8 protein-coding genes are annotated in these 12951 nt (G+C 67.1%); 3 read left to right on the top strand and 5 right to left on the bottom strand.

All coding sequences use genetic code 11. From position 1 onward, the window contains the following. The first annotated feature begins 122 nt into the window (after positions 1 to 122). Both metH and E3T50_RS14790 read left to right on the top strand, forming a co-directional pair. Complete coding sequence (gene metH / locus E3T50_RS14795; RefSeq protein ID WP_134552944.1) at positions 123 to 3758, top strand: methionine synthase; 3636 nt, start codon at positions 123 to 125, stop codon at positions 3756 to 3758. A gap of 138 nt (positions 3759 to 3896) precedes the next feature. After that, entirely contained in the window at positions 3897 to 4367 is a 471-nt protein-coding gene (locus E3T50_RS14790) for a WapI family immunity protein (protein WP_134552942.1), read from the top strand. A 29-nt stretch (positions 4368 to 4396) separates the two neighbouring features. Here E3T50_RS14790 and E3T50_RS14785 read toward each other — a convergent pair whose 3' ends face one another. From E3T50_RS14785 to E3T50_RS14765, 5 genes are read right to left on the bottom strand one after another with little or no spacing between them, the layout of a single operon-like run. Then, positions 4397 to 5284 carry an ECF transporter S component family protein gene (locus E3T50_RS14785; protein WP_198417996.1) on the bottom strand — a complete coding sequence of 296 codons (888 nt, stop codon included), beginning with the start codon at positions 5282 to 5284 and terminating at the stop codon, positions 4397 to 4399. Then, the gene (locus E3T50_RS14780; RefSeq protein WP_134552940.1) at positions 5281 to 7296 is read right to left on the bottom strand and encodes an ATP-binding cassette domain-containing protein; all 2016 of its coding nucleotides are present in this window, start codon (positions 7294 to 7296) and stop codon (positions 5281 to 5283) included. The genes E3T50_RS14785 and E3T50_RS14780 overlap by 4 nt, the downstream gene beginning before the upstream one ends. Continuing rightward, a complete protein-coding gene (locus E3T50_RS14775; protein WP_241990946.1) occupies positions 7296 to 7922 on the bottom strand; it encodes a hypothetical protein in 627 nt (208 codons plus the stop codon). The genes E3T50_RS14780 and E3T50_RS14775 overlap by 1 nt, the downstream gene beginning before the upstream one ends. 20 nt (positions 7923 to 7942) lie before the next feature. Next, a complete protein-coding gene (locus tag E3T50_RS14770) occupies positions 7943 to 9361 on the bottom strand; it encodes an O-acetylhomoserine aminocarboxypropyltransferase/cysteine synthase family protein (protein ID WP_420898735.1) in 1419 nt (472 codons plus the stop codon). After that, positions 9361 to 10554 carry a MalY/PatB family protein gene (locus tag E3T50_RS14765; protein ID WP_134552938.1) on the bottom strand — a complete coding sequence of 398 codons (1194 nt, stop codon included), beginning with the start codon at positions 10552 to 10554 and terminating at the stop codon, positions 9361 to 9363. The genes E3T50_RS14770 and E3T50_RS14765 overlap by 1 nt, the downstream gene beginning before the upstream one ends. Positions 10555 to 10688: 134 nt before the next feature. On the opposite strand from E3T50_RS14765, the gene E3T50_RS14760 reads away from it, so the two are divergent. Then, positions 10689 to 12926, top strand: coding sequence for a UvrD-helicase domain-containing protein (locus E3T50_RS14760; protein ID WP_134552936.1), 2238 nt, complete (start codon positions 10689 to 10691; stop codon positions 12924 to 12926). The last annotated feature ends 25 nt before the right edge of the window (positions 12927 to 12951 follow it).

Raw genomic sequence — 12951 nt, 5'->3', positions numbered from 1 at the left:
GGAACCCGGTGGCGCCCGCCGCTCGCCGTGACCCCGGCAGCAGCCAACGCTCAAAATCGCGCACGCTAAGAAACGTTACTTCGGGGCCTCGTAGAGTTCGGACCCTCCATTAAACTGTCCCGATGAGCACTGTGCTAACTATTGACGCCCAAACACCCTTCGTCGCGGCGCGCCCGGCTCGATCTCAAGCACTGCTGAATGCCGTCACCAACTCTGTCGTCATCGCCGACGGCGCCATGGGCACCATGCTGCAGGAACACAACCCCACCCTCGACGACTACCAACAGCTCGAGGGCTGCAACGAAATTCTTAACGTGAGCCGTCCCGACATCATCGCGGCCATTCACGACGTCTACCTCGAAACCGGCATCGACGCTATCGAGACCAACACCTTCGGTGCGAACTGGTCGAACCTCTCGGACTACGGGATCGAAGATCGCATCGAGGAGCTCGCTCGACTCGGCGCCGAGATCGCACGCGCCAGCGCGGAAAAATTTGAAGTCCGCGACGGTCGCGTGCGCTGGGTGCTCGGCTCGATGGGCCCCGGCACCAAGCTGCCCAGCCTCGGCCACACCACCTATGCCAACCTCAAGGCCACGTTTGCCGAGCAGGCGGTCGGCCTGATCCGTGGTGGCGCTGATGCGTTCCTCATCGAGACCTCGCAAGACCTGCTGCAGACCAAGAGCGCGGTGAACGGATGCAAGCAGGCCATTAGCGAGACCGGCATCCGCTTGCCCATTTTCGTCGAGGTGACGGTGGAGACCACCGGAACCATGCTGATGGGCAGCGAGATCGGCGCCGCGCTGACCGCGCTCGAGCCACTCGGCATCGACGCTATCGGCTTGAACTGTGCGACCGGGCCGACCGAGATGAGCGAGCACCTGCGTCACCTCTCCAAGTTCTCGCGCGTGCCCGTCATCTGTATGCCCAACGCGGGCCTGCCCCAGCTGACGAAGACCGGCGCGAGCTATCCGCTGACGCCCGACCAGCTGGCCACGGCGCACGAACAGTTCGTGAAGGAATTCGGGCTGGGTCTGGTCGGCGGATGCTGCGGCACGACTCCCGCACACATGACGGCCGTGGTCGAACGCCTGCGTGGCGTCACGGTGAAACCCCGCACCCTCGAACAAGACCCGGGTGTCGCAAGTCTGTACCAGCACGTCAGTTTCGACCAGGACAGCGCCTTTCTGGCCATCGGGGAGCGCACCAACGCCAACGGCTCGCGCGCTTTTCGCGATGCCATGCTCGCTGAAAACTGGGACGACTGCGTCGACATCGCCCGCAGCCAGGTGCGCGACGGCGCCCACCTGCTCGACGTCTGCATCGACTACGTCGGTCGCGATGGCGTCGCCGACATGAAGCAGGTCGTCTCCCGACTGGCCAGCGCCTCGACCCTGCCACTCGTCGTCGACTCCACCGAGCCGGCCGTGCTGCAGGCCGGTATGGAACTCATCGGTGGTCGTCCGGTCGTGAACTCGGTCAACTTCGAAGACGGCGAGGGGCCCACGTCGAGGTTCGGCCGCATCATGCCGCTCGTCAAGGAGCACGGCGCGGCCGTGATCGCCCTGACCATCGACGAGGAGGGCCAGGCCCGCACCGCCGAACACAAGGTACGCATCGCCACCCGTCTGGTCGACACCCTCGTGAACACGTGGGGCATGCGGGTTGAGGACATCATCGTCGACGCGTTGACCTTCCCCATCGCGACCGGCCAGGAAGAAACCCGCCGGGACGGCATCGAGACCATCGACGCGATCCGGCAGATCAAGGCCAAGTACCCCGGCATCCACACCACGCTCGGCGTCTCGAACGTGTCGTTCGGGCTCAACCCCGCCGCGCGCTCGGTGCTCAACTCGGTCTTCCTGCACGAAGCCACGGAGGCCGGCCTTGACTCGGCCATCGTGAACTCGGCCAAGATCGTGCCGCTCGCCTCGGTGCCCGACGACCGCCGCAAGGTGGCGCTCGACCTGGTCTGGGACCGCCGCGAATACGACGCCGAAGGAACCCTCACCTACGATCCGCTGGTGGCCCTGCTCGACCTGTTCGCCGGCGTCGACTCCGCCGCCCTGAAAGACGAGCGCGCCGCCGAACTCGCCGCCCTTCCGGTGGGCGAACGCCTGGAACGCCGCATCATCGACGGCGAGGCCAAGGGCCTCGAGGCTGACCTCGACCTTGCCAGAGCCGAGGGGTTGAGCGCGCTCGATATCGTCAACGTGCACCTGCTCGTGGGCATGCAGGTCGTCGGCGCCCGCTTCGGCAGCGGCGAGATGCAGCTGCCGTTCGTGCTGCAATCAGCCGAGGTGATGAAAGCCGCCGTGGCCCTGCTCGAGCCGCACATGGAGAAATCCGAAGCGGCCGGCAAGGGCACGATCGTGCTCGGCACCGTGCGCGGTGACGTGCACGACATCGGCAAGAACCTCGTCGACATCATCCTCACCAACAACGGCTACGACGTGATCAACATCGGCATCAAACAATCGATAGCCGAGTTCATCCGCGTCGCCGAGGAGAACAACGCCGACGTCATCGGCATGAGCGGGCTGCTCGTGAAATCCACTGTGGTGATGAAAGAGAACCTGCTCGAGCTTCAGTCGCGCGGCTTCGCCGACAAATGGCCCATTTTGCTCGGCGGCGCGGCCCTCACCCGTTCCTACGTCGAGGACGACCTCGACAGCGTCTTCGCCGGGCAGGTGCGGTACGCCCGCGATGCCTTCGAGGGCCTCGCCCTGATGGAACCGCTCGTGGCCATCGCCCGTGGCGCTGACCCTCTGTCGGTTGGCTTGCCACCGCTCAAGAAACGTATTCACAAGAAGAGCCTGCTCACCCTCACCGAACCCGAAGAGATGCCCGGGCGTTCCGAGGTCGCGAGCAATAACCCGATTCCGGTACCGCCGTTTTGGGGCACTCGCATCGTCAAGGGTGTGGCCCTCGCCGATTTTTCGGCCTTTCTTGACGAACGCGCCACCTTCATGGGGCAGTGGGGGCTCAAACCCAGCCGGGCCGAAGACGGCGCGAGCTACCAGGAACTGGTCGACACTGTCGGTCGGCCGCGCCTGCGCTACTGGCTCGACCGCATCCTGGGCGAGGGCATGCTCGATGCCTCCGTCGCCTACGGCTACTTTCCCGTGGTCGCCGACGGCGACGACATGGTCGTGCTGCACCACGGTGATGACCCGACCGGGCGCCTCGGCCAGGCCGGACTACTCGCGCCCGACGGCGGCTCCGGCGGCGAGCTCGGCGCTGACCGACTGCGGTTCAACTTTCCCCGGCAGCGCCGTGACAAACACCTGTGCCTGGCCGACTTCGTGCGCGGTCGCGGCACCGGTTCGTCCGGAGAACGCGGGGAAACGGATGTCGTCGCCCTCCAGCTGGTCACCGCCGGCTCGCACGTCGACGAGGTCACGGCGAAAATGTTCGCCGAGAACAAATACCGCGACTACATGGAACTCAACGGGCTCACCATGCAGCTCACCGAGGCCCTCGCCGAGTATTGGCACTCTCGCATCCGCTCGGAATTCGGTGTCGGCGACGAGGACCCGAGTGATGTGGCCGGCATGTTCAAGCTGGAGTATCGCGGAGCCCGGTTCTCCCTGGGCTACCCGGCCTGCCCCGAGATGGAGGACCGTCGCAAGGTGGTCGAGCTGCTGCAACCCGAGCGGATGGGCGTGGTCTTGTCGGAGGAACTGCAGCTGCACCCCGAGCAGTCGACCGACGCGTTCGTATTCCACCACCCGGAGGCGAAGTACTTCTCGGTGTAGTTGAACGGCGGTGAGTTGAACGGCGGCGAGTCGCGCGGCGCGGCGGCTTTTGCCGTGGATCGCTTGACGGTAAGGGCATTCTTTTACGGTGGGGTGAGCGCACGCTTCAGCACGAACCCCGGTCAGTAGGATTTATTTATGCAGTTGAAGGGGTACGAATCGTCGGTAACGTTGGAACCTGTTCGATATGAGCTCGCGAACCCTGCGGGTGATGAGTGGGATGACAATTGGCTGGTCATCAAGGGGGACGTATCGGCGCCTGATGCGGAGTGGCAATTTGCTGTTCCGTGTTTGACGACGTTTGAAGCGAAGCGCATTTCGGCTTGGTTACGTGGCGTGGCCAACGGTGACGTCCCCGTAAGCGTCAGTGGAGACGCCGGGGTTGTGCCGTCGCTCGAATTTACCGAACCTAATCTTGCGTTCAGTGTTGGCAGCTATCACGGCGGGTTGATGTCGGTCAGGGTGCACTTTGCGCTTGAAAGCATGCCTGTCGGCCAGAGCAGCGATGAGCGTGATCAGTTTTGGGTGGGAATCGCAGTGACGGCTGCAGATCTTGAGTCGTCGGCCAATCAGTGGGATAAAGCGCTCTCAGTCTTCCCGGACCGCTAAGCGCTGGGCGGATTCAAGCGGTCGCCTGGTCAACGGCGGGGGCTCAGGCGTGCTCGGCGCAGGGCCGCGAGCACGGCCGGGCCGACCAGCGCAATACCGACCACGGTCGTGATGGCGCGTACGGTATCCCAGGTGAGGGTCGACGTGACGAGTGAGTAGAGCGCGAACGAGGCAAGGTTCTGGCCGGGGTCGGCTCCCGCCGTGTAAGAGATATCGGTGCCACTGCCCACCGCGAACGGCCAGAACCAGAGGTTCATTACGAGCCCGAACAGGTACGACGCGACTACCCCATAGGCAGCCAGCAGAAGGATTTCGCGGGTGGCGCGTATGCGCTGGCCGGAAGAATTCTGCCGCGTGGCGTTCTGCCAGCGCGGCAGCAGCCCGGCACCGGCGCCGACCCAGCCGCAGGCGAACATCTGGAACGGGGTCCACGGGCCAAAGCCGCCCCAGAGCAGCGAGGACACCGCGATGGTGAGCAGGCCGAGCAGAAAGCCGAACCGGGCGCCGTAGACCCGCCCGGCCAGAATGAGCAGCACGAATACGGCCTCGACCCCGCCGACGCCGGCTCCGGCGATGCGCACCGCGGCGCCGACGGCGGAGAGCACGCCGAGCAGCGCGACGGTCTTCGCCGTGTACATCTCGCGGTCGAGGGTGAGCGCGAGGGCCACGATGAGCGCCGGGATGAGCGCGAACGCCACAATCGGAACCGCGACCTGCGCGTCGGCCGGCACGGCCCCGACGAAGAACGGCCAGGCGAACGCGGCGACGGCGAGCAGGCTGCCGCCGCCGAGAATCCACGAGGTCCAGCGGATGCTGCGGCGCGGCCGCGCACGATCCGTGCGCCGGCTGGGGCGGGCACGTCGATCTGCGGGGGCGTCAGAAGAGTTGCCGGGGGCGGCCGTGGAGATCTCACTCACGAGAGAACCTGACACGGGACAGACAGTCGGCCGTGGTGCATGAGCAGGGTACGCGTGGCGAGGCCCCGTGCGAAGTCCTCATCGTGGGTGGCGAACAGCACCGCCCTGCTGTGGCCGGCTGCCCGCACCAGGGCCGCGCTCACGAGCGTGCGCGCCCCGAGATCGAGGCCGCGGGTCGGTTCGTCGACCAACAGCAGGGCCGGCCGAGCGGCGAGCTGAATGGCCATCACAAGGCAGAGCCGTTCGCCCGCAGAGAGGTCGCGCGGATGACGCTGCAGCAGATGCGCAGCATCCGTTACCGTGTCGAAGCCGAGCAGACCGGCGAAGGTCTGCGCGGTGCTGGCGCCCGCCAGGGTGCGGTCCGCGCGGCGGCATTCCTCGGCCACGGTGATTGTGAACAACAGGTCGTCGAAGTTCTCGGGCACCAGGCCCACGGCCTGCCGGCGCGCTCGTCGCTTGAGGGAACGCACATCGAGCCCTCCGACGATCACGGTTTCGGCGTCTGTCGGCAGGGCGATGGCCCGCAGCAGGCTGCTCTTGCCGGCGCCGTTACTGCCGCGCAGGGCGATGAGTTCGCCCGTGGCGATGTCGAACGACACGTCGTCGACGACCAGTTTGGGTCGGTGCAGAACACTGAGCTGGCGGATGCTCGCAAGCGGCACCGCAGACACGGCCGCGATGCCGCCCGTGCTGCCACCTCTCGTCGCATCGATAGCCGGCACGCTCCGTGGTATCGGCAGTGCGCCAGCGGGCCGGTCAGCGGGCCGGTCAGCGGCGGAGAGCTGGTGCACTCGGCTGCCCCGAATCTGCAGCCAGGCATCCGCTATCAGGTTGAACTCGCGCGTGTTGTGCTCGGCGATCACAACGCAGACGCCGGCCTCGTGCGCCAGCTGGCCGAGCACGGCGCAGACCCGGTCCCGGGCGGCCGTATCGAGGTCGGCGAGCGGCTCATCCACGAGCAACAGGATGGGATGGTTTACGAGGGCGGCGGCGATCGCGACGAGGCTGGCCTCACCGGCCGAGAGCTGGTCGATCGAACGGTCGACCAGGTGCTCGATTTTCAGCCGGGCGGCCACCTCGAGAACGCGGGCGTGCACGATCGGCGGGGCGACGCTTCGCACGGCGAGGGCGAAGCCGATCTCGTCGTGCACCGTTTCGGCCGCGAAGCCGAGACGCACGTTCTGCGCGACGAGCCCGACGAATCCGGCGGTGTCGCGCGGGGGAGTGCGGGCCCGATCGGCGCCGGCAATGTCGATGCGTCCCTGCTGGGTGCCGTCGTAGAAATGCTGGAACAGGCCGCTCATGCTGTGCAGCAGGCTGGTTTTGCCCGACCCGGTCGCGCCGACGATCACGGTGAGGGTGGCTGGCTTGAGGGTGACGTTGAGCTCGTCGAGGTGCCAGCCCGTCTTGTCAGGCGCAGCACCGAAGTTCAAACCGGCATCCCGGAGCACCACCGGTGCCTCGCACACGCCGGTCACGACGCGGGTGGCCGCGAATCCGCGGGTTTCCATCGACGCGGCCAGCGCGAGCGCGCGCTCGATCGTCTGCTCGAAGATGGGCACGAGCAGCGACTCGATCGACCGTTCTCCGCGCAGGGAGCGGGCCACCCGCACGCGGCGCACGGATTCCAAAAGTGCCGGAAAGGTGGCCCAGGCGATCACGAGCGAACGGGAGATGGCACGCAGCGGCCCACGACCGGCACCGCGTGCGAACAGGGCCTGCACGTTGATGATCGCATTGAGCAGGCCGAAGAACACGATGACTGCGGCGACCGGCAAGGCGCTCAGCGCCGCGTTGCCGAGCCCGACCAGGGTGATCGGGCCGAACAGGGTGATGTGGCTGAACGGTCCGTCGAGCCGCAGCAGGGGCATGTCCAGCAGCAGCGGGCCCGTGCCCGTGCCCGCGCCCGCGCCCGCACCGCCGAAGACCACCCGGTAGACGACCCGCAGCAGCACGAAGCCCGCCGCGAGTACGACTGCCGCGCGCAGCGGGGCCAGGCGCAGGCGAAACACTAGCTACCGGGCGTGGGCGTTTCGGTACCCGTGGTGTAGACGAGCCCGACGGACTGGCCTGGCTCGACCTGGAGCGTGCCGAGGCCCTCCTGGGCGTACTCCCAGTTGGCGTCGGGGGTGGCTTTCACCCAGAGCGCCCAGTATGCGTACGCGGGCGGCATCGAGGCGCAGGTTTCGGTGAATGATTCCTGGCCCTCGACCACGACGGTTTCGTCAGCGGCCGGGCGGTCGTTGACACGGCAGACGATCTGGTCGCCGTATTCCACGCTTCCCGCGGTTGTGACGCCGGTTGTGGCCAGGGCCTCACTCGCGGCAGTCGCTGCGGTCGCATCGACGCACTCGGTGACCGGGGCGGCGTCGAGCGTGCCGAAGTCGACGACGACGTTGACGCCGGCGCAATCGACGGCCGCAGCACCCGCTTCAGCTGTGGCGGTGGCGGTGGCGGCAGCGGATGCCGGCGAGCCGGCCCCGGAATCAGCGGTGGCGCATCCGCTCAACGCGGCGAGCAGGACGAGCGCGCCCAGTGCAGCCGAGGTGCGTGCAGCCGCGGTGCGTGCAGCCGAGGTGCGTGCACCCGTGCTGCGGAAGAAAGTGGGCGCAGAAAAATTTGGCGCGATGAGTTTCATGAATTCAGAGTACCTAGCGTTTAGAGGATGCCGGCGACTCGGTCGAGCCCCCCGCGGAGGTCAAGCAGAAGGTCGTCAAGCGATTCGATGCCCACCGACAGGCGCAGCATGCCGGCCGTAATGCCGAGGCGTGCGTTCAGATCGGGGGCAAAGGACGCGTGGGTGGTGGTTAGTGGATGCAGCACCATCGAGCGGGTGTCGCCGATACCGGTCATGCGGCTGAACACCCGCAGACCGTTCGTGAACGCTCGGGCACCCTCGGTCCCGCCCTTGACGGTGACCGCGAATACCGAGCCGGTCCGGCCGTTGTAGTACTGTTGCGCGATCTCGTGCAGCGGGCTGCTCGGCAGGCCGGCGTAGTCGACGACTTCGACCTCTGGCTGCTCCTCGAGCCAGTGCGCGATGGCGATCGCGTTGTCGACGTGTCGTTCCATACGCAGCGACAGGGTTTCGATGCCCTGGTGCAACAGAAACCCGTTGAACGGCGACAGCGATGGTCCGACGTCGTTGACGACGGCCTCGCGCACATACTGGGCGTAGGCGGCCGGGCCGAACCGGTCGAGCAGCGACGGCAGGCCGGGGCGCAACGAGTCGGTCAGCAGCGGGTAGCGGCGGGAGCTCGCTGCCCAGTCGAAGGTGCCGCCGTCGACGACCGCGCCCGATACGCCGGCGCCGTGGCCGCTGAGGAACTTGGTAGTCGAGTGCACGACGATGTCGGCGCCGTGCTCGAACGGGCGAATCAGGTACGGCGTGGCGACGGTGTTGTCGACGACGAGCGGAATGCCGTGGCGGCGGGCGACGGCGGCGACGCGGGCAATGTCGACGACGTCGTTGCGCGGGTTCGGAATGGTCTCGGTGAAGATCGCCTTGGTCTCCGGCCGAATCACCGCGTCCCAGGCGGCATCGGAGTCGGTGTCCCAGACGTAGTCGACCGCGATGCCCATGCGGCGAAAGCTCCGGCCGAGCAGAATGCGGGTGCCGCCATAGATGCTGGCGGTCGAGACGATGTGCTCGCCTGATTCGGCCAGCGCGAACAGGGCGGCGCTGATCGCGGCCTGTCCGCTCGACACGGCGACACAGGCGGAGCCGCCTTCGAGTGAGGCGAGCCGCTGTTCGGCGACCGCGTTGGTGGGGTTGCCCTGCCGGGAGTAGATGGGTTCGCGGGAACCGCCGTTGAACCGGGCGGCCCCGTCATCGAAGGAGTCGAAGACGTAGCCGGCGCTCAGGGTGAGCGGCGGAATGCGCGCGCCGCGGTTCTCGTCGGCGTACTCGCCGACGTGCACCTGGCGGGTGTCGAAGCTGAAGGCGTCCCAATCGGTGATCGGCGCGACCACCTCGGTGGCGTCAGAATTCAGTGAAGTCGATGCTGGTGCGGGCGTGGCCATGAAACTTCCTGTTGCGTCGGTGTTGGTCGGGAGCGGGGCATCCGTTGTCGTCATCAGACGGTCGCCGCCGTCGGGCCAGCGGCAGAAGCGGCAGCGACCCGTGCGACGAGCGCCGCGATACGGGCGACGGCGTCGCGCAGGGTGTCGGGCGAGCAGGCCAAATTGAGGCGGGCGAACCCCTGGCCGCCGAGGCCGAAACACTCGCCGTTATTGAGGGCGACGCGGGCCTCGTCGAGAATGCGCTGGTACGGGCTCTCGCCGAGGCCGAGGTGGCGCAGATCCAGCCAGGCGAGGTAGCCGGCGCGCGGCCGGTGGTAAATCACGGCGGGCAGGTGTTCGCGAAGCAGGGAATCCAGTAGAGAATCGTTGTCGACAATTTGATCGATGGCATTGTCGAGCCAGTCGGTACAGGAGAACGCGGCGATGTTGGCGTGCAGGCCGAGGATGCTGGTGCGACAGGCGACCTCTTCGGGCAGCCGGTTCAGCAGGTCGTTGGTGGCGTCATCGGCGGCGATGACGAGGGCACACTTGAGCCCGGCCACATTCCAGCCCTTGCTTGCCGAGGTCACGGTGACCGCGCGAGCGCCGGCGGCCAGGGCCAGCGGGGCGAACGGCGTGAACGCGACGCCCGGGTAGGTGAGCGGCGCGTGGATCTCGTCGGAGATGACGAACACGTCGTACTGCGCGGCGAGGCGGGCAAGCGCCTCCAGAGTCGAGCGTTCCCAGACGATGCCATGCGGGTTGTGCGGGTTGCAGAGCAGAAAAGCGTCGATGCCGCTGGCAAAGCTGAGCTCCAGCGCGGCGAGGTCGAGCGCCCACCGCTCACCCTGTTCGAGCAGCGATATTTCGAGAACGGATGCCGCGGCCTCCTCGACGAGTTCGTAGAACGGCGGATAGACCGGCGGGGTGATCGCCACCCGACCATGGGCCGGCACGGCCAGGCGTAGCGCTTCGACGATGCCCACGCTCACGTCGGTCGCGAGGTGCACGTGGCTCGGGTCGACTCTCCAGCCCCACCGGTCGAGCGCAAACTGGGCGAAGGCCGGAGCCAGCGGGCCCGGGCCATCGAGATAGCCGGTGTCGGAGGCCTGCACGCGCTCCACGAGTGTCGCGACGATGGCCGGAGCCAGGGGGTAGTCCATCTCGGCAACAAACAAGGGAAGTACGTCGGCGGGAAACCGAGTCCACTTGATGCTGCTGCGCTCGCGCCGGATATGCTCCAGCGGTGCGACCTTGATGACTGACATGACCACAGCTTGTTCCCGCGCCCGACAATAAGCGAACACGTGCGTAAATATTCGACACATGAGCGGATGCGGACACACAGCAATGCCCACACTGACCGCGACTAAACTAGGGGCTTCGGTTTAAGGGGAGTTTTGTGATCGACCAGGAGCTTGTTCGGGAACAGAACTATGTCGGGGCGCTCTATGCGCGGCTGGACGCGCTGGCGAAAGAGGCCGAACACCAGCTGATCGCGGTGCGCCGGCTCGATGTCGGCGGCAACCACCAGTCCCGCAGTGAGCGCGACACCTTTGCCCGCCTCTACGAGGACCGCATCGTGCAACTGCGGGAGGTCGACGATCGGCTCGCCTTCGGCCGGCTCGAAACCGTGCCCGATGACTCGGGCGATTCGGTCTACCGCTATATCGGCCGGGTCGGCCTGCGCGATGAAGACCACAAGCCGCTGCTGTTGGACTGGCGGGTGCCGCAGGCAAGCGCGTTCTACCAGGCCACCGCTGCCACTCCGCTCGGCGCCCGGGCTCGCCGCCACCTGCTGTCCAAGGGGCGCAACATCATCCGCATCGAAGACGAGATTCTTGACGTCGCCCTGCTCGCTGACCCGGATGCCAGCGCGCACCAGGGCGAAGGAGCCCTGCTCGCGGCGCTCACGGCGCAGCGCACCGGGCACATGTCCGACATCGTCTCGACCATTCAGGCCGAGCAGGATCGCATCATCCGCTCGGATCTGGCCGGTGTTCTCGTCGTGCAGGGCGGCCCCGGCACCGGTAAGACCGCCGTGGCGCTGCACCGCGCCGCCTACCTGCTCTACACCCACCGAGATCGACTGCGGGACAGCGGCGTGCTCATCATCGGCCCGTCGCGTTCGTTCCTGCAGTACATCGAGGCTGTGCTGCCCTCGCTCGGTGAGACCGGCGTGGTGCTCGCCTCGGTCGGCCAGCTCTTTCCCGGCGTCGAAGCGACCCGCGAGGATGCCCCCGCCGTCGCGGCGCTGAAGGGCCAGGCGTTCATGGCCGACCTCATTGCGCGAGCCGTGCACTCCCGGCAGCGCACCCCCGCCGCCCCGCAGCAGCTCGTCGTGAACGGCGACCGCATCGTGTTGCAGCCCGAGCTGGTGTCGCACGCGATTGCGCGCGCCCGCGGCACCGGCAAGACCCACAACGAGGCCCGGGTCACATTCGTGAAGACCGCCATCAACGCGCTCTCCCGGGTTTGGCTCGAGCAACTGCAGCAGCAGGGCCGCTCGATGGACGACACCGACCTGCCGATGCTGCGCGAAGACCTGCGCCTGGCCGACGATGTGCGGGTCGCGCTCAATACCGCCTGGCTGCCGCTGACCCCACAGAAGCTGGTGCAAGATCTGTACGCGCGGCCGCAGTGGCTGGCCGAGTTGACCCCGCGCTGGCGGTACGCCCAACGCAAGTTGCTGGCGCGACCGCGCACGGCGGAGTTCACGATCGCCGACATTCCGCTGCTCGATGAGGCCGCCGAGCTGCTCGGAGAATACAACGCGGTCGACCAGGCGAAGAAGCGCGCGCTCAAGGAACAGCGTAAGCGTGACGTGGAGAACGCCGAAACGGCCATTGAGAACATGCAGGTGAAAGGGCTCGTCAACGCGAAGGACCTCGCCGCTAATTTCGCCGAACTCGATGAACGATCCACGACCAGCGAACGCGCCGCACGGGACCGCAGCTGGACCTACGGCCACGTCGTCATCGACGAGGCGCAGGAGCTGTCTGCGATGCAGTGGCGTCTGGTGGTGCGGCGCGGTCCGCGCCGGTCGTTCACGATCGTCGGTGACATCGCGCAGGCGGCGAGCGCGGCGGCATCCGCGAGCTGGAAAGAGGCGTTGCAGCCGGTGCTCGACGGCTCGCCCGAAGCCGATCGCTGGCGGCTCGAAGAATTGACCGTGAACTATCGCACACCGAGCCAGATTGCCACGGCGGCCGAGACGGTCGCCATGTCGCACCGCTTGCCGATCACGCCGTCCCGCACGGTGCGGTCGAGTGAATGGCCGGTAGAAACGGTCGCGGAGGCCGCGGTGGCGGTGCGCCGCGACCTGGCGCTCGCAACCGGCGGCACCCTCGCCGTGATTGTGGTGGAGGCCGGTATCGACGACCTTGACACGACGCTGCGGGCCGAATTCGGCGACCTGGTCGGCGTGGGGGCGCTGGGTCTCAGCCGCCAGATCGCGCTGCTCACCCCGCAAGACGCCAAGGGGCTGGAGTTTGATGCGGTCGTCGTCGTCGATCCAGCGGCCATCCTCGCGGCCTCCGAACGCGGCGCCGGGGCGCTCTACGTTGCGATGACCCGGGCCACCCAGCGGCTGTATCTGGTGGGCGCGGCGCCGCTTGGAACTGCGCCGCTCGGAACGTAACGGCGCCGCGACCCGCTAGCGTCAA

Source organism: Cryobacterium gelidum (assembly GCF_004403985.1).
In the GTDB taxonomy this organism is placed as follows: domain Bacteria; phylum Actinomycetota; class Actinomycetes; order Actinomycetales; family Microbacteriaceae; genus Cryobacterium; species Cryobacterium gelidum.
The sequence above is the reverse complement of the archived record's forward strand: the minus strand, read 5'-3'. Positions and strand labels throughout refer to the sequence as shown.

What these genes read in the sequence shown, in the direction of transcription:
- metH (WP_134552944.1), top strand. Translation starts at nt 123, where the DNA reads ATGAGCACTGTGCTAACTATTGACGCCCAAACACCCTTCGTCGCGGCG.
- E3T50_RS14790 (WP_134552942.1), top strand. Translation starts at nt 3,897, where the DNA reads ATGCAGTTGAAGGGGTACGAATCGTCGGTAACGTTGGAACCTGTTCGA.
- E3T50_RS14775 (WP_241990946.1), bottom strand. Translation starts at nt 7,922, where the DNA reads ATGAAACTCATCGCGCCAAATTTTTCTGCGCCCACTTTCTTCCGCAGC.
- E3T50_RS14770 (WP_420898735.1), bottom strand. Translation starts at nt 9,361, where the DNA reads ATGACGACAACGGATGCCCCGCTCCCGACCAACACCGACGCAACAGGA.
- E3T50_RS14765 (WP_134552938.1), bottom strand. Translation starts at nt 10,554, where the DNA reads ATGTCAGTCATCAAGGTCGCACCGCTGGAGCATATCCGGCGCGAGCGC.